The sequence below is a fragment of the Roseovarius salis genome, from assembly GCF_044472985.1.
In the GTDB taxonomy this organism is placed as follows: Bacteria; Pseudomonadota; Alphaproteobacteria; order Rhodobacterales; family Rhodobacteraceae; genus Roseovarius; species Roseovarius salis.
In genome coordinates, this window is record NZ_JBISDG010000036.1 from 15,023 (window position 1) to 37,779 (window position 22,757).

Here is a 22,757-nt window from a genome sequence, read left to right on the forward strand (position 1 = left end):
TCACCAAAGGGAAAGCCGCCGCTCGACGGGCGCCGCGGATAGACGGTATTCTTCGGCGATAGCGGTCACGATATGCCCGTCCTCGACGACATACCGCCCGAACAGCCGCGCGCCCCTGTCAAACCCCGGCACGGACTGAACGAAGGTTGCTTCGAATTGGCCTGTTTCAAGGTCCGTCGTGATCTCGACGTCGGTGAAATCGATCAACTGACGGCTGATCGCGAACTGGCACTTGTAGGTGCATTCCTTGGCGCTGAACACGAGCTTGGCCAGCCGGCCGCGCAGGTGGGCCGGCCGTGTCGACAACCAGGCGCGTTCGGGCAGCGTGCAGACTCCGGCAACCAGATCCTCATCGAGCGGCGTGTCCTCCTCCACGTCGATGCCAAGCCCCGACACAACATTGCCCGGCGCCACCACGGCCACGCAAATACGCCCGCCATGCGATATGCTTCCCGTCAGGTTGGCCGGCCAGACCGGGGCACGGTTCTCTGACTGGAGGACGGGCGCAGGGGGCATGCCCATCTTTTCCATGGCCCTGTGCACCGCCGCGCGCCCGGCCAGAAACTCCTTGCGCCGGCTCTCACGGCTTCCGGCGACAACCTGCGCCTCGGCCGCAAAGCACGGGGCGTGATCGGCCGTCGGGTCCGTGACGGCGACCGATACATTGGGCAGGAACAACGCCCTGATGCGTTCGGCCAGTGCCTCGTCCTTGTGGGGCGCGGCTGTCAAGGTCATGATGCCTGCCTCTCGCGTCCGGCACGCATGGCACGCCGCTTTGAAATGGTCGAGGCGCGGGCCTGGGCATCGGCCTTTTCACCGGGCTGCGGCCGGGTTTGTCCGGCGTCCTGTTCCGCCCCGTCGAGGTGCCGGGCCAGATCCCGCAGCACCGGATAGCGGAAGATATCGGTGATCGACAGGCTCCGGTCAGCGAAGGCCTTGCGCAGGTCCCGGTGCGCCTGGACGGCCAGCAGTGAATGCCCCCCCAGATCGAAAAAGTTGTCCTCGGCGCCGATATCCGGCAGGCCCAGAATACCGGCCCAGATTTCGGCAATGCGGCGCTCCGTTCCCGAGGTTTCGGGTCTTGTCTCCGATGTTGCGGCAGGCTTGGCACGCCCGGGCGCGGGCAGGGCGTTGCGGTCAACCTTCTTGTTCGGCGTTAGCGGTATGGACTCCAGCTTCACAAGGTCAGGCGGAACCATGGCCTCGGGCAACTCGGACGCCAGGTGCGCGCGCACGTCAGCTTCCGACACGGCCCCGGACACGGTGTAATACCCTGCCAGGCGGACATCTCCGGCCCCGGCCTGTCGCGGGACGACCACCGCGTCGGCCACAGCCGCATGGCTCTTGAGACAGTCCTCGATCTCGCCCAGCTCTATGCGTTGGCCGCGTATCTTGACCTGGTGATCGCGCCGGCCGAGATATTCCAGCTCGCCGTCGACGGTCCAGCGAACGATATCGCCGGTGCGGTAGACGCGCGCGCCCTCGGGCCCGAAAGGATCGGGCACGTACCGCTCCGCGGTCAGCTCCTCGCGCTGCCAGTAGCCGCGCGTCACACCGTCGCCGCCGATGCACAGCTCGCCGCTGTTTCCGGTGGGCACCAAGGCGCCGGACTCGTCCAGGACATACACCCGCGTATTGGCGATCGGGCGGCCGATACGCGCCGTGTGGCCCCGCGGCCGCCCGGTCAGACGATGTGCCGTGGACCAGACCGTTGTTTCGGTGGGGCCGTACATGTTCGTGATGCTGGCGCGGCTCGCGGCGTGCAACTCGTCCACGAGCGCGGCTGGCAGGGCCTCGCCGCCGATCAGCAATTGGCGCACCTGCCGCAGCGCCGTCCGTGCCTCGTCGTTCGTTATCAGCAGCCGGGCCATGGAAGGCGTGCATTGCAGATGCGTCACGTCGTGGCGAACGATCTGCGCGGCAAGCGAGAAGTCATCCTCGGCAGGGGCCGTGGCCGTGTTGGACGCGCGCAGCACGTCGGCCAGCGGTTTCAGCCCCTCCAGAACGAGCTCGGGCGCGATGCCGTAGTCTATCAGGCACGCGATCTCGGTCACGCCGATGCGCTTGAGTTGCTCGGCCCGCGCCACGCCGTCGGCAACGGTGCCGAACAGCCCCGCATCCTCGAAATAGCGCTCGAAGGCGAAATCAAGGATCGCTTCCAGCTCGTCCTCGCCAAGCGTGCCAAGATCCATCTCGAACGGGTTGGTGACCCCCTCGGGCCGCTTGAAGGCCGGAAACGCCCAGGCATATTGCTTGAGCAATCCCGCGGCGCTGCGCAGGTATTCGCGCATCGGACCGCGCGCCACCTCGCGCGCGGTTTCACGGTCCTCGGCGATGTAGCTGTGCAGCATCACGGTAACCTTGAAATCCGCCGGGTCATGTCCCGCTCCGCGCAGGGCATCGTGGTAGAGGCGGATCTTGTCGCCCACCTCTTCGATCGACTGGCCAAGCAGATGGGTCAGGATGTGCGCGCCGTTCTCGCCGGCCTCGCGCCATGTCTGAGGGTTGCCGGCCGTTGTCACCCACGTCTCCAGCTCGTCCGACACCGGCCGCGGCAAGGTTGTCACGGGCAGCATCTTGCCCGCCGCGGTCTCGAACTCCACCGCCTCGCCCCGCCAGAGCCGGCGCACCTGCCCAAGGGCCTCGAACAGTGCCGGCTTGTTCGCGGGCGGCGTGTTCTCGGGGCGCAGCACGAAGTCGTCCGGATGCCACCCCGAGGCAAAGGCCAACCCCGCGCGTCCTTCCGTGAGGTTGTCGATCACTGCCCAGTCCTCGGCGATGCGGGCGGGGTGATGAAGCGGGGCGACGATGCTGCCTGCCCGCACGGAAATATTCCGTGTCACCGCCGCCACGGCTGCCCCCGAAACCGAGGGGTTGGGATAAGGCCCGCCAAAAGCGTGGAAATGCCGCTCGGGGGTCCACACCGCGACAAAGCCGTGCTCGTCGGCGAACCGCGCTCCATCAAGCAGGAGCTGGTATTTCTGCCGGCCCGGACCATCGTCGTTGCCCCAGAAGTAGATGGAGAAATCCATCGGCTGATCGGATACCGCCATCGCGGCGCCGGAAACGGCGGCACGTGTCTCGCCGCCGCTGATCACCACCTTGAACCCGCGAGCAAGCGTATAGAACAGCTCCAGCGCGGAAATGTCGAAAGAGATGCTCGTGACCGCCAGCCAGACATTGCCCGCCTCCCGGTCCACGCAGTCATCCATGCCGCGGAAGAAGTTGGCGACGTTCCGGTGCTCGACCATCACGCCCTTGGGTTTGCCGGTAGAGCCGGAAGTGTAGATCAGATAGGCCAGATCGTCGGGGCGGCTGCCGCCGTCCACGTTGGGCACGTCGCCCTGCGCCTCTTGCTGCGTGTCCTCGATGATCATCACGCGGGCACCTGTCCGTGGGAGGTGGTCGGCGGTCGGCCGGTGGGCCAGCACCACGCGCGCCCCGCTATCGGACAGGACATGCCCAAGGCGCTCGGACGGGTGATCGGGATCGAGCGGCACATAAGCGCCCCCGGCCTTGAGGATCGCCAGCGCCCCGATCACCAGATCGGGCGAGCGTTCAACGCAAAGCCCGACATTGACACCACGCCCGACACCGGCACGACGCAAGGCTGCGGCCGCGGCATTGGCCCGGGCGTTGACCTCGCCGTAGCTTAGGGCGCTGTCCTCGTAGACCAGCGCGGTGGCTTGCGGCGTGCGTGCCGCCTGCACCTCGAAGGCGTGATGTATCGTCAGTGCCGGGTCATACTCGGCCTCGGTGCGGTTCCACGCGTCGAGTAGAATCTGCCGCTCGCTCTCCGGCACAGCCATCAGGTCCTCGACGGCCAGCTGTTCCGGTGCGACGGCCGCCACGCGGTCGAACATCGCCGTCAACCGCGCCGTGAGCAGGTCGATGGCCGCATCATCGAGCCGCGCGCGGTCGAAATGAAGCGTGCAACTGCCATCGGTCCCCAGAACCGCGTGGACGCACACCCCTTCGACGGCCACCCGGTCCTCGCAGGATACGGCGACAGCAGGCACGCGCAACTCCGACACCGCCGGATCACGCAGACCGAGATCGGCGGCAAAGCCGGCATGATCGGCGGCCCTTGTCATCTGCGCATCCAGCGCCGCAACGGCATCCGCCAACGTTTCACCCGGCTTGGCGTCGACACGCAACGGCACCCACGGTGCTGCCATGCGCGGCTCAGGCCGCTCCGGCGCGGAGGCCGTGACATGGGCGATATCGAGGCCCTGGCGTTGTTCGCCTTGTGCAGCCCACAGGCCGATCACGGTTTTCGATACAGCGGGGCCCATGCCGCCGGGCAAGGTGATCCGGCGTGCATACCACTCCGCCGCGCCCTTGGCGGGGTCCGCCAGCGGCACGTTCGCGGGCTCAAGGCGTTCCAGACGGGCGCGCCAGAAGGATTCGTGCCGGGCCAGCCGCTCGGCGCTCTGCGTGAGCCGCGCCGCCATCGCCGCGGTCATGGTGGGCAGCATCCCCCCCGGTTGCAGGACGGCGCGCAGATCCACGGGGCGGCCCGCCATGTCGACGATGTCCGACAGCGCGACAGCGCCCGACCCGGCCGCCACATGCAGGCCGCCAGACGTGAGTTCGAGGATCTGGCCCGGCCGGGCGCCCTCGGCCGCCTCGGCGTCGAGCAGCCGCGCCTTGCGCACGAAAAACGTGTTCTCGCCGGTAAAGAGCCGGGGCAGGCCAAGAGGATTACGATACCCCGAAAAGTCCAAGGCGCGTACCAGCCGGGCGATATCCGCGGCAGACCGCGCGAAATCGATATACCCTCCCGCCTCGGGGCGGCTGTTCGCGCCGAAATACATGCGCTGCGAAAAATCCTGAGGCGCGCGGCGCAGATCGCCGGTTTCGAGCTGCGGCAAAAGCTCTGCAAAGCTTTCCAGCCCGGCGGCGTAGCATTTCGAGTTGAGCGAGTGTGCAGTCTCTTCGGCATCGACCGGGATCTGCCGCGTTGCGAGGATATCCCCACGGTCGGCCCCTGCCTCCATGACGTGCCAGCTCACGCCATGGGTCGCCTCGCCCGCCAGCAATGCCCAGACGGGAGTGTTCAGGCCGGCATATCGTGGCAACGGCCCGTCATGAAAGTTGACCGCACCCTTTTCCGGCAGTGCGAGAACGTCATCGGGCAACATCCTGAGATTGGCGATGCTGAGCAGCCAGTCGAACCCTTGCCCGGAGGCAACGGCGTGCAGTGCGTCGAGCTCCGTGTGACAGGGCAGGCCCCTGCCCTCCGCCCATTCGCGAACGCGGGCATTCCCGCTTATCACCGCCGCGATGGCGTGACCGCGCTCCAGCATCTGATCGCCGCAACCGACGAGCAGCGTTTCTTCCCCGATGAGAACTGCCGACACTTTCGTCATTTCGATTTCTCCGCAACAGGTTTCGTTTCCGGCCATGGCGCCGCGCGGCGGAAAGCATGGCGGACGTAATGGAGGGCTAGGTCCCGCAGGAAATGCGGCGGGTCGCCAAGGGGCTTGCCGGACAGCGCCACCCGCAGCCGCCAGATCGCGCCCCCCGTGATCCGCGCGAGGGTGGCCATGCCGGCATAGGCCGGGCCGCGTGTCTTGGTGAAGTAATGCAGCCGTGAATCCAGCCAGTATTGCGGCGTCCGTTTCCACAGCTTCATGCCGGTGGAATACGAGCCGACATGCGTTACCCGGCTGCTACAGACATAGTGCGTTTCCCATCCCGCCTCGGCGGCGCGATGGCAAAGCTCCGTCTCCTCGAAATAGAGAAAGAAGGTTTCATCGAACAGCCCGGTCTGGTCGAGCATGCGGCGGCGAAGCATGGCCGACGCACCGGCAACCCAGTCAACGCGTTGCGTCCTGTCCGGCAGCGGCATCGGCACGACCGACCCCTTCAGCAGCCGCGAGACGATGCCGGTGCGGATCGCCCCCTCGAATTCGCCGGCGACCGAGGGGAAGCGGAACGCCGTCTGGTGGGGTGTCCCGTCCACACCCTCGATGGCGCTGCCCGCGATTCCCGCCTTTCGGTTCTCACGCATGAACGCCAGAAGGTTGCGGATCCCACCGGGCTGCGGGAACGCGTCGGAGTTGACGATATAGTAGTAGTCGGGCTGCGTGCCGTCCGAAAGGCCCGCGCGCATGGCAAAGTTGTTGCCCGCGCCGAACCCGCCGTTCTCACCGGTCTGGCGCAGCATCACGCGCCCGTCGCGCGAAAGGCCATTGGCCTCGATCGCTTCCGAGAGCCTTTCGTGGGAGTCGTCGCCGGAGCCGTTGTCGACGACAACGATCTCGCCGTTGATGCCCTCCATCTCTCGCATGACGGCATCGAGCGATTTCAGCGTCATTTCCGGCGACCGGTAGTTGAGGATGATCGCCAGGACCGTTGGACTTGCCATGCAGTTACTCCGCTGCTGTTCTCGCCGCCACGGTATGCGCGCGGTTCCCTGCGGGATCGGATTCGCGCACGAGGGCATTCAGGTGCTTGGCCAGAACCCGGACGTTGGGCATCAGCACCATGCTGTCGTGATCGCCGGGCACCTCGATGACGCGGAGGTCGGAAATCCACGGCGACCATGCGTTATCCTCGAACACGTATTCCCGCTCCCGGCTGACCCAGTTGCCGCCTGTCACCTTCCAGTGCCGATCAAGCGGCGGGCGGAAGAGCACGGTCGGGGTATCCGTCGCCTCGAGGCTGTAGCGGGCCACCGCCTGACGGAAGGCCATCTCGATCCGCCGGTTGTTGAAACTACCCTGGTCACCGCGCCCGTCCTGATCGACATGGCGCGCACGCTTGGCCCGCTCCCACGCCCATCGATTGGCCGCCCACTCCAGCAAGTAACCGGGGCCCTTGCGCCGGATGTCCTGCAGTTTCATCAGCGCCTTGTCAGCCGCGCGCAGCGATGGCCGCACGGGCAGCGGCGTATCCAGCAGGACCAGACGCGACACGTCCTTGCCACGCGCCTTCAATTGACGCGCGATCTCGTAGGCGGTAATCCCGCCGCCCGAAAATCCGCCCAGCAGGAAAGGCCCCTCTGGCTGGATGGTCAGTATTTCCTCGACGTAGTCCGATGCCGCCGCCTCGATGGTCGTGTGCGGCTCCTCCGTGCCGATGAGGCCGCGCGCCTGGATACCGTAAACCGGGCGGTCCTCCATCTGGAGCGCGAGATGACGCAGGTTCAGAACGTTCCCGAACATGCCGGCGACCACGAAGAACGGGCGCCGCCCGCCGGTCTCCGCGCTGTTCAGCTTGACCGCGAAGCGCTGCGCCGGCGGGTCGTCGGCGGTTCGGCCCTTGGGGGCGTCGCCGGTCGTGACGGGGGCTGCGCCACCGGTGCGCGCCTCGATCAGGGCGGCGCATTTCTCGATCGTCGGGGCTTCCAAGAGCACGGATATGGGGAATTGCACGCCGAACTCACGCTTTACCGCCGCGAAGAGGCGCACGGCCAGCAGCGAGTGCCCGCCCAGATCAAAGAAGCTGTCCCGGACGCCGACCCCCTCGACGCCAAGCAGGCCTTCCCAGATTTGGGCCAGCTTGGTCTGCACCGCCGTTTCCGGTGCGGCGTAGTCCTCTGCAAGCTCAGGACGCTCGAAGGCCGGTGCCTCCCGCCCCGCGCTTTCCTGCCTTTCAGCCAGCGCAACCAGCCGCGAAAGATCGAGCGGCGAGACGGCGATCTGTGCCTCGTTTCGGGCCATCGCGCGGCGGAGCGCGTCCACCCCTTCGGCGGGACGGATACCGAGCGCCACCATGCGCTGCATCTGCGCCTCGGCGCGCGACGGCGCGGCCTGCGCCTCGTCTAATTCCACCGCGGTCGGCGGCAAGGGCGCTCCGGCGAGGGCGGCCCCCTCGGCCAGACGCTGCATCTGGAAATTCCCGATCTCGGCCACGATCTCGCCGTCGGGGTCGCAGATCGTCACATCGAACACTGCCAGGCCCGCGGTCGCGTCCGTCTCGGACCGCAGCCGCACGCAGCTGACGACGTCCGCGGGCAGGACACGGTAGAGTCGCACACTGCCATAACTTACGGGCACCCAGAGCCGGTCGGCCGTGTAGCCCTCGATGAGCTCCATCGCCCACCCCGTGGCGAGGTCCATCAGCGCCGGATGCAGAAGGAACCCCGACTCGAGATCGCCGCGGCAAGGCTCGGGCAGGGACAGCCGCGCCATCCCCTCGCCCGCGCCGAGCTTCGCATCCTTGACCACGCGCCAACGGGGCCCGAATTTCAGGTGCGCCTCCTGCGGTGAGACAAAACCGGACCCGGTCATGTGGGCCGAGCGCGCCGGGCAGCGCCGGGCCATGTCGGCAAGGTCGACCGCCTCTCGCCGCACGGCGACAGAAACGGGCGCGATCTTCGCCTCGGCATGCAGAACCGTGCCGGCCCGGCCGTCATGCTTGCGCGTGCTGCGCGCCTCGAACCGCATGGCCGCCCCGGCAAGCGAAAGCCGCGTGCACACCTCGCGCGGCCCGTCGGAGGCAGCGTCGAGCGGGCGCAGAAACACCACGTCGCGCATTTCCACCGGCAATGTGCCGCCAGCCTCGGCATAGGCCTCGAGCGCAAGTTCGAGATATCCGGTTCCCGGCATTACCGCCGCACCGTTGCTGGTGCGGTGTTCGGCCATGACCCAGTGATCCTGATCATCCAGGTACGCGCGACCGAGCATGTCGCCGGTGTTGCCCCTTGCACTGTCTTGCAGCATGGGGACGGCCGTCGCCGGGGTCCAGCCGGGCACGGCATCGTGGGCTGCGCCCTGCGCGACCGCGCGGGCGGCCATCCCGACCGTGTTCCAGATCCCCCAGTTCAGCGCCAGCACACGCGTGCGGCCCGATGCACGGCTCTTGGCATAGGCGTTGAGATACTCGTTCGCCGCGATGTAATCGATCTGCCCCTCCGGCCGCGTGACGGTGCTGGTCGAGGAGAAAAGCACCATGTGATCCAGTTCTCCGTCGGCGAAGATCGTGTCGAGCACGCGCAGCCCATGCACCTTGGGGGCAAACACACGTTCGATATCCGGCGCGTTCTTGGACAGAAGCGGCCCGTCGTCGAGCAGCCCGGCGGCGTGGATGACGCCGTGGATCGTTCCGAATTCCGCGCGCGCGCGCTGCACGACCGCGCGCATGCCATCCACGTCGCACACATCAGCGGCCTCGACGCGGACGCGGCTGCCCGCGGCCTCGATCTCCTGAATGGCGAGGATGCGGCGGGCCGTGTCGTTGTCCCCCCCGGCCAGCCGCGTGTAGCGCGCCCACTCCGACCGCGGCGGCAGGTCGCTGCGCGCGATCAGGACGAGGTTGACCCCGTGCCGTTCGGCGAGATCACGTGCGACGGCAAGGCCGATACCGCCCATCCCGCCCGTGATCAGGTAGGTCCCACCATCCCGGAACCCCGGGGCATTCCCGGCGCCGGGCTCCGACAGGGGCGCGCGCTCCCAGCTCAGCTCGTAGCGGCGCCCGTCACGGTAAACGGCTGTCAGGTTCGCCGGATCCGCGAGGATTTCCTCCAGAAGCTGGTCCGCGACCGCCGGCGCCTGGGGCTGCGCCCCCCCCATCAGCTGCGCAAGCCTGCCACGGGGCACGGGCCGCGGGGGCGTTTCCACATCGACCTGCGCGACCGTCAGGCCCGGCAATTCCTTGGGAATGGTACCGGCGGGCCCCGCAATCATTGCCTTTTCAGGGCAGGGCAGTGGTTCGTCGCGCAGTTGCGCCGCCCCGTTGGTCAGCACGGTCAGGTGCATGACCTCGGGCCTGTCCACCGCTTCGGCGGCCTGGGCCAGGTGCAACAGGCTCTGGAAGCCATGCTCGATGTTGCGGGTGAAGAAATCGCTCCCGGGGCGAAAGGTTTCATCGCCGGTAAGAAGCCATGCATGCACCACCCTGTCCGGCAGCCGCCCGTCCGCGGCGAGGGCCTCCAGCAGGGCGGTATACCCTTCCGGACCCTGATCCGGCGCAAGGCGGTACTCGGCCTCGTTCAGACGCACGAAACTGTCGCCCGGGCGCACGACGGTCGTCTTGTGGCCGGCCGCGGACAGCTCCGCGGCGAGCGCGTCGCATACGCCCTCGTCATCCGCGAAGAAGAGCCAGTCGTTCGGGCTGTCCGCGCCGAGCGTGTCGCGCCTGTTTACCGGGCAGGCGGCGTAACGCGGCTGCCAGACAGGCAGATACCCCCAGTCGGCGATATCCTCGGCCCGGGGCGGCAGGGCATCATCCTGGGAATTGCGCGTCTCGCCCGGTTCGATGAAGTAGCGCCGGCTCTGGAACCGGTAGGTTGGCAGCACGACGCGATTGCGGCGGGCCTCGCCCCAGATCTGGGCCCAGTCGGCCTCGATCCCGCAGGCCCAGAAACGGCCGACCACGCCCAGCAGATACTTGTCATCGGGGATGTCATCCTGCGGATGGCGCAGCGCGCTGAGAACCTGCCCGGGCTGCACCGCGTCCGACATCTGGGCGAGCGAACTGAGCGCCCGTCCCGGGCCGACCTCGAAGAACACCCGGTCGCGGCGCGCCGCCAGAGTGTTGATTCCATCCGCGAAGTGCACGCAGTTGCGCAGCTGCTGCACCCAGTATTCCGGGTCGGTCGCCTGCTCCGGCGTGATCCAGTCCCCGGTACGGTTCGAAACGAAGGGCACCTCGGGCGCGTGCAGCTCCAAGCGCTCTAGAAAGGACCGGAATTCTGGCAGGATCGGGTCCAGCATCCGCGAATGCGCCGCGATGTCGATGTTGATCCGCTGGCAGTCTATATCCAGCCCACCCAGCCGGTCCTGCAACTGATCGAGCCGGTCCTGAGGCCCGGACACGGCGCAAAGCCCCGGCGCGTTGACGCTCGCGATATCCAGACCGTCGTCGATCATCTCCTTCAGTTCGGCCGCGGGCAAAGACACGCTGAGCATCCCCCCCGGCGCCACCGTGTCGAACAGTCGCCCGCGCAAGAGCACGAGATCGATGCAATCCTCGAACCGCATGACGCCCGACAGCGCCGCCGCGGTATTCTCGCCCATGCTGTGCCCGATCAGCGCAGCCGGGCGGATGCCCCACGACATCCACAGCCGCGCGAGCGCGTATTCCACGATCATGATCAGGGGCAGCTGAACCGATGGCCGCTTCAGCCTGTCCTCTGCCGCGGCGCGGTCTTCCGGGGCCGGCAGCCACAAGGCGCGAACGTCGTAATCCAGCCGCGAATCCAGATGCGAGAGCCCGCGGTCCATCCATTCCGCAAAGACCGGCTCGGTTTCGTAGAGGTCGCGCGCCATGCCTGCATACTGCGCGCCCCCGCCGGGAAACATGAACACGACATCCGGCTGCTCGCCCAGGCGCTTGTGGGTGAAAACCCGGTGCGGATCGCCCGACTCCAGCAGGGCGGCGGCCTCCTCGTGGGTTTCTGCCACGAGCACGCGGCGCTCGTCGAAGGCACGGCGCCCTTCCTTGAGCGTATGCGCGATATCGGCCAAAGGCTGCCCGGACGCCGCGCGCATGTGCGCGGCCAGCGCCTGTGAATTGGCATCGAGCGCCGCCTTGCCATGTGCCGATAGGCACAGCACGTGAAACGGCCAGTCCGCTTCCTCGGAGTCCCGGCGTGCAGGGGCTTCTTCCAGCACGGCGTGCGCGTTGGTCCCCCCGACACCGAGCGAGTTCACACCGGCCCGGCGCGGCGTTTCACCGGCGGGCCATTCGGACAACCGGTCATTGACACGGAACGGGCTCGTTTCGAAATCGATCGCGGGGTTGGGCCGCTCGAAGCCGAGGCTCGGCGGAATCTGGCGGTGATACAGCGAAAGGCTGGCCTTGATCAGGCTGGCGACCCCGGCCGCTGTGTCGAGATGGCCGATATTCGTCTTGACCGACCCGATGCGGCAATGCCCCGTCCGATCGCTGCTTTCGCGGAATGCCTCGGTCAGCGCCGCCACCTCGATGGGATCGCCCAGATACGTGCCCGTGCCGTGGCATTCGACGTACCCGATACTGTCCGCGCTGACCCCGGCATCGTCCAGCGCCCGAGCCACGGCCGCAGCCTGTCCATCCACACTTGGGGCGAGGTAGCCCGCCTTGGCCGCGCCGTCATTGTTGATTGCCGTGCCCTTGATGACGGCCCAGACATGGTCGCCGTCGGCCACCGCATCCGAAAGACGCTTGAGCGCCACGGCCCCGGCGCCGCTCCCGAAAACTGTGCCCTGTGCACGGTGGTCGAAGGCGTGGCAATGCCCGTCAGGGGACAGGATCTCGTTTTCCTTGAAAAGATAGCCGCGCCCCTGTGGCAGCTCGATGGTCGACCCCCCCGCCAATGCCATGCTACATTCGCCCGCGCGCAGCGCCTCGCACGCATAGTGCACGGCCACCAGCGAGGTGGAACAGGCTGTCTGGACGTTCACGCTCGGCCCTTTGAGGTCGAACACGTGGCTGACCCGCGTGGCCAAGAAATCCTTGTCGTTGCCGGTATGGCGGAGCAGGAACATGCCCACATCATCGACCAGATCGGGGTTGGAACAGATGTTGAAATACAAGTAGCTGCCCATGCCGCAGCCGGCGAAAACCCCCACATCGCCGCTGCCAGTGCCCGGCGCGTGCCCCGACTGCTCCATCGCCTCCCAGCATACCTCGAGGAACTTGCGGTGCTGCGGATCGAGGATTGCCGCGTCCTTGGGTCCGAACCCGAAGAACTCGGCATCGAACTCGGCGAATCCCTGAAGCGGCGCGGCGGCCGGCACGTAGTTGCTGTCGGCCATCAACTCGGGGCGCTCGCCCGCATCGCGCAGGCGGGCCTCGTCGAGACGTTCGATGCTCTCGGTTCCGCTGGCGAGGTTGCGCCAGAACTCTTGCGTGTTTTGCGCCCCCGGCACCTTGAGCGACATCCCGACAATGGCGATGTCGTCATCGTGACGGCTGCGGCTGACATCCCGAGCGCGCATGTTGACTGGTCCTCATTTGCGAAGGTCTACACGTCCATAGTGCGGTATCGGACGGTAATCCTGGAACAAAATTCATCGATGATCAGATCAATTAGTTGATCCAAATCGTTGTTTTAAATGTGATAAATTTTTGGCACCTTGACCGGCAAGCACCGGGAGACCGCAACAATTCCGGCAATAGAAACAGATTGGTGACCGGTCGAACACAAACGGCCGGCTGCCCGGCGCATCAAGCCGCCGCGATTCTCCGGCGGGGGCTGCCGCGCGGCGCGGCATGGCGGGTCAAAAGGGCTTGGTATCGCGCGGCGCGGCGCCCTCGGCTATATCGCGTGCTGGCGTCTCCGGGGCGCGCGAGCGGCCGCTGTGTCCGCGCGCCTGTCGCGCTCGCAGTATCCAAGCAGCGCACCGGCAATCAGCCACGTGTACGGCGTCAGGATCGCGTTGATCAGCATGTCGACCATGGTGATCGCCAGAATGAGCGCGAGCGCCGCGACATGGCGGGACACGGCGTTCGGTGCCATCCGCCGCCACAGGATCACGACGGGACCGGCCAGCAGGCCCATAAGGCTGGCATACCCGACCCAGCCATACGTGCCAAAGGCAATGATCCACTCGCCGTCGGGGATGGAAACGATCTCGCCCGTCCCGGGATCGCGCACGAGGTTGCGCCCCCATCCGCCCCAGCCGAACAGACGTTTTTCCTCTGCCCGCTCGAGAAGCTGTTCTTCGTTCTCGAAACGGAATCCGAGCGATTGTGCCCTGTCGGGGTTGATCGCATCGGCCCATCCGAGAATCGCTTCGAGCGGCACGAGATCATGGTCGCGCAGCACCGGGTAGAGCACGGCAACAAAGGCGAAAAGGACCGCCAGCCGCACCTGGAGCCGCGGCCCCGAAAACAGAAGCAGCGGCACCAGCGTCATGGCATAGAGCATCGGTGCAAGGCTCTTGCAAAGCACCAGCACGAACAGAAGGTAGACCGTCGCCGCAAGAAAACGCCCCCGCATCACGCCATCCGAACAGCGTGCAAGCACGGCCGAGGACACCGCGGCGGTCATCAGGAAGAAGGCCAGCCAGAGCGCATGCGGCAGGAACACGAGCGGCCGGAACCCTTCCTCGCGCATCATCTGTGCGAAGTTGTGCTGAAAAAACCCGTAGATCCAAGTGTTTAACTGTGGGCTCAGACGGACCTCGACGAGGGCGGGAAGGGAATATGCCAGCCCGCCCACCGCCAGCGCGAGAAGCAGCTCGCGCAGCCCACGGTCGGACGACAGGAATGCCCGGCCGAGCAGGAAGGGGATGATCGTGATGATCTTGCCGGATATCACCGAAAGCACGTCGATCACCCTCAGCCCGGGCAAACGCCCGCTCTGCTGGCTGACGGGGCCGACAGACTCGGCACCGAAAACGATCGGGTCGGAATTCGTCAGAACGGTCGGGACCGCGCCGGCCACGAACAGGAACAGCAGCACGCGCATCACCCGGCTATCCGGCCAGACCGGCAGGCTGCGGCGCGCGATAAGCAGGCAGAAGGCCAGCGCGCACAGGCTCGGGATCGATGTCTTGTCGAAGTCCGGCACAAGCGGGAAATCGAACTCCGCGCGGGGCGGCAGGAGAAGATACCCGCCCAGCAGGCTCCAGATGATCGCCCGCTCAAGACACAACCTGCGGAACAGTATCAGGCAGACCACGGGCCATGCCATCAGCATCAGATATGCAAGCGTGTTCGGCATGCGCGCGCGTTCTCAGCCCTGCCCTTGCCGGCCCACCGGGCCCGTCCCGCGCGACGCGGGCAAGGGGCGGATTTTCTGGTGGCCGCGACCGATTTTTTTGACGATACAGGCAGTTGAATACATTACGTGTCAATCTCGCGGGCTGGTCGGGTCATACGTGCAGTTTTCCATCGCCGATAACCAGATCGAGGTGAACGTACCCGATCTTGACACCCTGTCGCACGAGCTGACGGCACGGCTTGTCGCCGGCGACGGCTTCGCTCTGGCCACGCTCAACCTCGACCACATGGTCAAGATCGCCGCAGACCCTGCCTTCGCCGCAGCCTATGCACAGCATGACATGGTCGTCGCGGACGGCAATCCCGTGGTCGCCCTGTCGCGCCTCGCGGGCCATCCGGTCGCGCTGCTTCCCGGCGCGGACCTCATCCTGCCCTTGTGCCGACTGGCCGGCCGGACCGGCACGAACATCGCCCTGATCGGAAGCGACGCGGCGACGCTGGAGGCCGCCGGCACGACCCTCGAACAGCAGGTTCCTGGGCTGCGAATCGTTTTGCGCCATGCACCGCGGATGGGCTTCGACCCGGATGGGCAGGAAGCCGACGAAATATTCCACAGTCTGTCCTGCGCGGATGCCGGGCTCTGTTTTCTCGCGCTCGGCGCACCCAAGCAGGAGCGCTTCGCCGCGCGCGGACGCCGCGAGGCTCCGCGCGTCGGCTTCGTTTCGATCGGGGCGGGCCTCGATTTCATCGCGGGCCGGCAACGACGCGCCCCGAAATGGGTCCGGCGGCTGGCAATGGAATGGCTGTGGCGGGCTTTGCACGATCTGCCGCGGCTCGGCCCGCGCTATGCCCGGTGTTTCGCCATCCTGCCGGGACAGGTGTGGCGCGCAATCCGCCAGAGGCTGTCGCGGCGCTGACACCGTCATGACCGGTACTCTATGAGCTCGGCACGGCGCCCCGACATCCGCCGCGCGTAATACCGCGCAACGCCCACGGCCTCGGCGAATTTCGCCAGCGTGGTAAAGAACGCCCACTCCCACGCGGCGCGCCGGGCAGCGCCATGTCGCACCGCCAGCCTTACGACCTGCAACGGATAGGCCAGCAGCAACGCGACCGCCGCGGGATGCACCAGCCCGGCCGCGATGGTGACGCCCGGCAATCCGGCGCCCCAGAACAGGGCGCGGCGGGTTTCGCGCACCCAGTGCCGTTCGGGTGACGCGCCGTGCAGGGCCGCGCCCTCTGCAAACGCGTGGCCCGCCCGCACGCAGCGCCGCCACCATTGAGAAAACCGCATCATGCGGGCGTCATGCAATGTCATCTCGCGGTCAAGCCGCCAAATGCGCCACCCCGCCTGCCGCAGCCGGACACACATCTCTGGCTCTTCGCCCGCGATCAACGTGCCATCGAACCCGCCGACGGCATCGATCGCGGCCAGCCGCGCCAGCGCGTCACCACCGCAGGCGGGCACCTCGCCCGTCGGACCGGCCCACTCCATGTCGCACAGACGGTTGTAGACCGACGCATCGCCTTTCTCCTCGCGCCGCCGTCCGCACGCAATGGCAACCTCGGGGCGTTGCGCCATCAGCGCGCGTGCGGCGGCCACCCACCCCGCGCGCACGACGCAATCGCCATCGACAAACTGGACGAATTCAACCTGTTCACGGTCCAGCGCCCCGACACCCGCGTTGCGGGCGCGCGCCGCGGTGAATGGATGCGCCGTGTCCAGCTGAACCACCGTGACCCCCTGGGCGAGGGCATGGGCAACGCTGCCGTCGGTCGAGCCCGAATCGACGTAGACGATGCGCTCTACCTGGTTGCGCAACGAGGCGAGGCAGGCCAAGAGGCGTTCACCCTCGTTGCGCCCGATCACCACTGCCGCCACCCGGCATGTCGCCCCGCCAGGTTCTTGCGCATCCTTGATCATGTTCGCCGACTGGACCCCGCTGTTTCTGCCGCCTTGCGCATCCTAAGCAGAAACATGTCATAAGTCGGTCGGAGCGGCGGCAATTTCTTTGTCACGCCGTAACGCGGCCAGCCGCAGCAGGGGACCACCACCCGTCCAGCAGGGCGTCAGCGCGCCTGCGCCGCGCCGTCCAACTGCTGATGGATGCTGACATGGCTCATGATGTCACGCATGGTCAGCAGCCCCGCAAGCCGGTCGCCCTCGGCCACCATGAGCCGGCTGACATTGTGTTGCTGCATGACCCCGATCGCATCCAGCACCGAGCAGTCCGGCCCCACGATCCGGGCCGCGCTGTCCGCCGCGAGGATATCCGCGGCCACCCGCTGGCCGCGCTTGTCCGGGGGCACCTTGCTCACGTCATCCAGGCGGACGCAGCCAAGCAGCCTGCCATCACGCAGGACGGGGAAAATCTTGTGATTGAAGCGGTAGAAATAGTTCTCGATCATGTAGTCGACGGGCGTGTCGTCGGGAACCGTGACCGGATGTCTGACCATCAGCCGGCTTACGGGCACGTCATCCAGCAAGCTGGTCATGGTCATGCGCATCTCGGTGGACCGGGCCGCCCCTATGATGAAGAGCCCGATCAGCGCCTGCCACATGCCCGCCACCACGTTGCCCGACACCGCGTTGAGAAAACCGAGCGCAACCAGCAGCGACCCCAGAACGCGCCCGGTACCGGCCCCTATGCGGGTGGCGCGCGGCAGGTCGTTCGTCCACCACCAGATCCCGGCACGCAACACGCGGCCACCGTCCAGCGGAAAGGCGGGGACGAGGTTGAAGGTCGCGAGGACAAGGTTGATCAGGCCGAGATAGGAAAACAGCTCTGCCAACGCGATACCCGGCGCCGCCAGCGCCACGAGGTAGAAGACCGCCGCCAGCACGTAGCTCGCGATCGGCCCGGCAATCGCCATGAGGAATTCGGACTTGGCGCTCGGCGGTTCCTGTTCCATCTCGGCCACCCCGCCGAAGATGAACAGGGTGATGCCCTTGATCGGGATGTCGTAGCGGCGTGCGACGATGGCGTGGGAAAACTCGTGGAACACGATGGAAAAGAAGAGCCCCAAAGCCCCCGCCACGCCGAGAACCAGCGCCGTTTGCGGGTCCAGCCCGTCGATCACGGCCGGGAAATATCCCTGCGCAAGCGACCAGACGATCAGAACGGCCAGGATGAACCACGTCAGGTCGAGGCTGACGCGGAAGCCGAGCAGGGAGAAGAGTTCGAATTTCTTCGTGAACATCGCGGCGGGCTCCCAAGGTATGCCGAACGACGCGCGGTCAGCGTCGCCTTCCCGTCTCAACATGGGGGACAGCCAACGCCGGATCAATGTGCCGGCAGGCGGCGGCGGTGAATCCGCCCTCACTGCGTGGCCGTTTCACGGAACGTTGCCGTCGCCGGCAAAGACCGGCTTGGTGGTCAGGTCGCCCCGCCAGAGCACGTAGGCCATGATGGGCGCGTTCCACGTGGTCAGGGCATGCGGCGCATCGGCGGGGTGAAAGGCGACGTCACCGCCCCGCAGCGTGCGCGTCGACTGGCCGTCACACGAAAACTCGCCCTCGCCCGCGATGACGAGATACAACTCTTCCGCCGGGTGATGGTGCCGGGGATAGTGGAAACCCGGCGCCTGGTAGACGATGAAACTGCGCATGCCCTCGGCCACAAGCGGCGTATCCCGGCCGAGAATCTCGAAGGCACCGAAATGTCGATGCAGGGCTTCCCCGCCATCCTGGTCGCGATAGGTGTCCCGCCAGATTGCCGACCCTGCCGCCGCGAGCACGGCATCGCGGAATCCGGGAAACGGGGTGTCCGCCCGGGGCATGGTCATGCGCATCGCATCGCATAACGGGTCGTGACGCGGCTCGACATCCCGCCCCGCGACGCCATCGGGGAACGGGCAGAACGCCGCGAGTTCCGGCACGCGGTGGTGAACCGCCTGCGCCGTTTCCAGCAATGTCTGCCAATGCGCATCCAACATACCGGGCGGACCGTATCGAAGGATCGCGCCGTGTCAAGAAACGAGGGCGGGATGTGACGGTGGTGCTTACCGGCGCCGGCTCACGTGTTGAACAGAAAGTGCAGCACGTCGCCATCCTTGACTTCGTAGGACTTGCCCTCGGCCCGCATCTTGCCGGCCTCCTTCGCGGCCTGCTCACCGCCCAGGGACACGAAATCGTCATAGGCGATGGTCTCGGCGCGGATGAAACCCTTTTCGAAATCGCCGTGGATGACCCCGGCGGCCTGAGGTGCAAGCGTGCCGCGCCTGATCGTCCAGGCACGGGCCTCTTTCGGTCCCACGGTGAAATAGGTCTGCAATCCCAGAAGGTCGTATCCGGCGTGAATCAGGCGGTCCAGCCCGGGTTCCTCCAGCCCCATCTCCTCGAGGAACATGGCCGCCTCCTCGGCGTCCAGCTGGCTGATCTCCTCCTCGATGCGCGCCGAGATCACGACGCTCGCCGCGCCCTGCGCGCGCGCCATTTCCTGCGCACGGGCAGACAGGGCATTGCCGGTGGCGGCGCTGGCCTCGTCCACGTTGCAGACGTAGAGAACCGGCTTGGTCGTCAGAAGCTGGAGGTTCTTCCAAGCGCGCGCCTCGTCCTCGGACACATCCACGAGGCGGGCAGGCTTGCCGTCCTCCAGCATCTGCTGCGCCCGCGCAAGCAGCTTGTCCTGCAGCACCGCCTCGGCGTCGTTGCCCTTGAGCTTGCGCACCAGCCCTGCGCGGCGCTTTTCGATCGATTCAAGGTCCGCCAGCATCAGCTCCGTCTCGATCACCTCGGCATCTGCCACCGGGTCGACGCGCGCCTCCACATGCGTCACGTCCCCATCCTCGAAACAGCGCACCACATGCGCGATCGCATCCACCTCGCGGATGTTGGCCAGAAACTGGTTGCCGAGGCCCTCTCCCCTGCTGGCCCCTTTCACCAGCCCGGCGATGTCGACGAAGGTCATGCGGGTGGGGATGACCTGTCGCGACTTGGCAATCTCGGCCAGCCTGTCCAGCCGGGGGTCCGGCACGGCGACCTCGCCCACGTTGGGCTCGATCGTGCAGAACGGGAAATTGGCCGCCTGCGCCGCGGCGGTGCGCGTGAGCGCGTTGAAAAGCGTGGACTTGCCCACGTTCGGCAAGCCGACGATCCCCATCCTGAACCCCATTGCGCGCCCTCCTTGGCCTTGTCGCGGGCGCATCTACGGCGGCGCGGCGGGCAAGGTCAAGCAGGGCATTGATTTCCGCCCCTCTTTGGGTCACACCCGGCGCGGAGCAGAGCCGAGGACGCCCATATGACCCGTATAGACACCAAGTTCGCCGATCTCAGGCAGGCCGGCAAAAAGGCCTTCGTTGCGTATGTCATGGCGGGCGACCCCGATTACGAAACATCGCTTGAACTGGTAAAGGGACTGCCCGGTGCAGGCGTCGACATCATCGAGCTCGGCCTGCCCTTTACCGACCCAATGGCGGATGGCCCGACCATCCAGCTGGCCGGACAGCGCGCGCTGGAGGGCGGGCAGACATTGCAGCGGACCCTCGACATGGCCGCCGAGTTCCGCAAGATCGACCAGACCACGCCGATCGTTATGATGGGATACTACAACCCCATTTACAACCGCGGCGTCGACCGTTTCCTGCAGGATGCCAAGGCGGCCGGAATCGACGGGCTGATCGTGGTCGACCTCCCCCCGGAGGAGGACGAGGAACTGTGCATCCCGGCCCAGAAAGCGGGGCTGAATTTCATCCGGCTGGCCACGCCCACCACCGACGACAAGCGCCTGCCCAAGGTCCTGACCAACACAAGCGGTTTCGTCTATTACGTCTCCATCACCGGAATCACCGGGGCGGCGGCGGCGCAGGCTGCCGATGTCGGCCCCGAGGTTGCGCGGATCAAGGCAAAGACCGACCTGCCGGTGGTGGTGGGCTTCGGCATCCGCACCCCGGAAACAAGCCGCGAGATCGCCGCAGTCGCTGACGGGGCCGTTGTCGGGTCGGCCATCGTGGGCCGGCTGGCCGACGGTGAGAGCGTGCCGCAAGTGCTCGATTTCGTGCGTGGCCTTGCAGGCGGCGCGCACGAAGCCTGAGACCCTAACGATTTGTATTCATTATTTTAAATTCGGCCTTGCGCCTTGAAACAGGGTTGAAACGACCCGGACGGCTTACCACCTTGGACGGTGGAAACGGGGCCTCGCGCCCCGGGGTGAAACGCGCTGACTTGCTTTTATCGAACGAAAGGAGGTTACGCGATGAACATGCAATCCCTCATCCCCTTCACACGCCGTGCACCGAGCGCGTGGCATCGCGAGAGCGATCCCGTCATGACACTGCAAAGCGAGATGAACCGCCTTTTCGACGACGTTTTCCGCACCGTGGGCAACGGCACAGCGGGCAGCTGGCCCCGCGTCGACCTTATCGATGCCGGTGACCATGTGCGCGTCGATGCCGAGCTTGCGGGCATGACGGAAGACGATATCGACATCACGCTCAAGGACGGGGTCCTGACACTGAGCGGCGAACGCAGGATCGACGAAGAAGACGAGGAAAGACGGATCTCGGAGCGATTCGTCGGACGGTTCGTGCGTCACATTCCGCTTGGGTACGATGTCGACGAGGACAACGTCGAGGCTGACCTGCCACGGGATTTTTCCTCCACTTGGAACTAGAGTCCGACCCAACGAAGGGACGGAAAATGAAGCGATCAAGATTTTCAGAAGAACAGATCATCGGCATTTTGACCGAGCATGAGGCTGGCGCGACGTGCGCTGATCTGTGTCGCAAGCACGGCATGTCGGAAGGGACGTTCTACAACTGGAAAGCCAAGTTTGGCGGCATGACTGAGCTACTCCCGATCGGCTGGACAGGATCTGGCGTAGATTAAGCTACTCTTTGCACCTGCTGATCGGGTTGGGTTTCGTCTTTTCTCAGCCAATAGACCACGGCGGGTGGTCTGCCGCCAAGGGCTGAGTGTGGGCGTTGGTGGTTGTAGAAGGTCATCCATTTCCGGATGCCCGCCTTCGCTTCTGATCCGGTCTCCCAGGCGTGCAGGTAGACGCACTCGTATTTCAGGGTCCGCCACAGCCTCTCGATGAAGATGTTGTCGAGGAACCGGCCTTTCCCATCCATCGAGATGCGCACGCCGGTCCGGCGCAAGCGGTCCGTCCAGGCGAAGGACGTGAACTGAGATCCTTGGTCGGTATTCATGATCTCGGGCGAGCCGAACTTGTGGATGGCCTCGTTCAGCGCTTCGACGCAGAAGTCCGCCTCCAGCGTGTTCGAGATGCGCCAGGCCAGGACCTTGCGGGTGTGCCAGTCCATGATGGCGACCAGATACAGGAACCCGCGCCGCATCGGCAGGTAGGTGATGTCCGAGCACCAGACCTGATTGGAACGATCCACACGCAGACCTCTCAGCAGGTAGGGATAGGTCTTGTGCCCTTTCGCGGGCCTGCTGGTGTTGGGCTTCTGGTAGATCGGCATCAGTCCCATAAGGCGCATCAGTCGCCGGATGCGCTTCTCGTTCACCAGGTGGCCGTCGTTACGAAGGTGCCAGGTCATCTGGCGGACACCGAAGAACGGCGTCTCCAGAAACTGCTCGTCGATCCGCCGCATCAGGCCGAGGTTCTGCTCGGTCTCGCCCTTGGGCCGTGTAGTAGAAGGACGAGCGCGCGATCGACAGCAGCTTGCACTGCTGGCCAATCGACAGTTTGGGATGATCGGGCTCGATCATGCCGCGCCTCACTTCCCGCCCCAGGGCTTGAGCTTTCGTTCCAAAAAAGAGTTGGCCACCGCCAGCTCCCCGATCTTGGCGTGCAGTTCCTTCACCTGTTCCTCGTCAATCTCGGGCTTCTTTCGACCGCCGCGCTCGAACACGCCGGACGCGCCCTCGAGCAGGGCACGTTTCCATTGATGGATCATCGTCGGATGCACCCCGAACCGGCTCGCCAGCTCGGCTGCGGTCTCCTCGCCCTTCAGGGCTTCCAGCGCGACCTTCGCCTTGAACTCGGGCGCATGTTGTTTGCGTTTCGACATCTCTGATCTCCTTCTCGTCGAAGATCAGCAGACTGAAAATCCTAGCTTATGTCAGTGTCCGAATTTCGGGGGGTGGCTCAGACAGTTTCCGATGCGAAGCGGCTCAAGGCGCTTGAAGACGAGAACGCCCGGCTGAAGAAGCTGCTGGCTGAGCAGATGCTTGATGCGGCGGCGATGAA

14 protein-coding genes and 1 pseudogene are annotated in these 22,757 nt (G+C 66.0%); 4 read left to right on the plus strand and 11 right to left on the minus strand.

Going from position 1 to position 22,757, the window contains the following annotated elements:
- The 5 genes from ACH13J_RS14135 to ACH13J_RS14155 all read right to left on the minus strand — a co-directional run bounded on the left by ACH13J_RS14135 (position 1) and on the right by ACH13J_RS14155 (position 14,602).
- A complete protein-coding gene (locus ACH13J_RS14135) occupies positions 1 to 735 on the minus strand; it encodes a 4'-phosphopantetheinyl transferase superfamily protein (protein WP_397543993.1) in 735 nt (244 codons plus the stop codon).
- Positions 732 to 5,372 carry a MupA/Atu3671 family FMN-dependent luciferase-like monooxygenase gene (locus ACH13J_RS14140; RefSeq protein ID WP_397543994.1) on the minus strand — a complete coding sequence of 1,547 codons (4,641 nt, stop codon included), beginning with the start codon at positions 5,370 to 5,372 and terminating at the stop codon, positions 732 to 734. The genes ACH13J_RS14135 and ACH13J_RS14140 overlap by 4 nt, the downstream gene beginning before the upstream one ends.
- Positions 5,369 to 6,373: a glycosyltransferase gene (locus tag ACH13J_RS14145; RefSeq protein ID WP_397543995.1), complete on the minus strand. Its 1,005-nt coding sequence runs from the start codon at positions 6,371 to 6,373 to the stop codon at positions 5,369 to 5,371. The genes ACH13J_RS14140 and ACH13J_RS14145 overlap by 4 nt, the downstream gene beginning before the upstream one ends.
- A 4-nt stretch (positions 6,374 to 6,377) precedes the next feature.
- Positions 6,378 to 12,872, minus strand: a complete 6,495-nt coding sequence (locus tag ACH13J_RS14150; protein ID WP_397543996.1) for an SDR family NAD(P)-dependent oxidoreductase — start codon at positions 12,870 to 12,872, stop codon at positions 6,378 to 6,380.
- Between the two features lie 320 nt (positions 12,873 to 13,192).
- Positions 13,193 to 14,602, minus strand: coding sequence for a hypothetical protein (locus ACH13J_RS14155; protein ID WP_397543997.1), 1,410 nt, complete (start codon positions 14,600 to 14,602; stop codon positions 13,193 to 13,195).
- 157 nt (positions 14,603 to 14,759) lie between these two features.
- Here ACH13J_RS14155 and ACH13J_RS14160 point away from each other — a divergent pair, with 157 nt between their 5' ends.
- Positions 14,760 to 15,518, plus strand: a complete 759-nt coding sequence (locus tag ACH13J_RS14160; protein WP_397543998.1) for a WecB/TagA/CpsF family glycosyltransferase — start codon at positions 14,760 to 14,762, stop codon at positions 15,516 to 15,518.
- A gap of 5 nt (positions 15,519 to 15,523) precedes the next feature.
- On the opposite strand, the gene ACH13J_RS14165 is transcribed toward ACH13J_RS14160, so the two are convergent.
- The 4 genes from ACH13J_RS14165 to ychF form a co-directional block, all read right to left on the minus strand.
- Positions 15,524 to 16,525, minus strand: coding sequence for a glycosyltransferase (locus ACH13J_RS14165; protein WP_397543999.1), 1,002 nt, complete (start codon positions 16,523 to 16,525; stop codon positions 15,524 to 15,526).
- Between the two features lie 146 nt (positions 16,526 to 16,671).
- Positions 16,672 to 17,802 (minus strand): site-2 protease family protein, encoded by a 1,131-nt coding sequence (locus ACH13J_RS14170; protein ID WP_397544000.1) that lies wholly within the window; start codon positions 17,800 to 17,802, stop codon positions 16,672 to 16,674.
- Between the two features lie 135 nt (positions 17,803 to 17,937).
- A complete protein-coding gene (locus tag ACH13J_RS14175; protein ID WP_397544001.1) occupies positions 17,938 to 18,537 on the minus strand; it encodes a dimethylsulfonioproprionate lyase family protein in 600 nt (199 codons plus the stop codon).
- An 80-nt stretch (positions 18,538 to 18,617) separates the two neighbouring features.
- Complete coding sequence (ychF, locus tag ACH13J_RS14180) at positions 18,618 to 19,715, minus strand: redox-regulated ATPase YchF (protein ID WP_397544002.1); 1,098 nt, start codon at positions 19,713 to 19,715, stop codon at positions 18,618 to 18,620.
- A 126-nt stretch (positions 19,716 to 19,841) separates the two neighbouring features.
- Between ychF and trpA the strand changes: the two genes are divergently transcribed.
- The 3 genes and pseudogenes from trpA to ACH13J_RS14195 all read left to right on the plus strand — a co-directional run.
- Entirely contained in the window at positions 19,842 to 20,633 is a 792-nt protein-coding gene (trpA, locus tag ACH13J_RS14185) for a tryptophan synthase subunit alpha (protein ID WP_397544003.1), read from the plus strand.
- A 162-nt stretch (positions 20,634 to 20,795) separates the two neighbouring features.
- Positions 20,796 to 21,212 carry an Hsp20 family protein gene (locus tag ACH13J_RS14190; RefSeq protein ID WP_397544004.1) on the plus strand — a complete coding sequence of 139 codons (417 nt, stop codon included), beginning with the start codon at positions 20,796 to 20,798 and terminating at the stop codon, positions 21,210 to 21,212.
- Between the two features lie 26 nt (positions 21,213 to 21,238).
- Positions 21,239 to 21,382: pseudogene (locus tag ACH13J_RS14195) on the plus strand (transposase); the annotation flags it as partial.
- A gap of 41 nt (positions 21,383 to 21,423) precedes the next feature.
- Here the strand turns inward: ACH13J_RS14195 and ACH13J_RS14200 are convergent.
- Both ACH13J_RS14200 and ACH13J_RS14205 read right to left on the minus strand, forming a co-directional pair.
- Positions 21,424 to 22,245 (minus strand): IS3 family transposase, encoded by an 822-nt coding sequence (locus tag ACH13J_RS14200; protein WP_397544005.1) that lies wholly within the window; start codon positions 22,243 to 22,245, stop codon positions 21,424 to 21,426.
- 39 nt (positions 22,246 to 22,284) lie between these two features.
- Positions 22,285 to 22,578, minus strand: a complete 294-nt coding sequence (locus ACH13J_RS14205; protein WP_007195955.1) for an IS3 family transposase — start codon at positions 22,576 to 22,578, stop codon at positions 22,285 to 22,287.
- Positions 22,579 to 22,757: the final 179 nt, after the last annotated feature.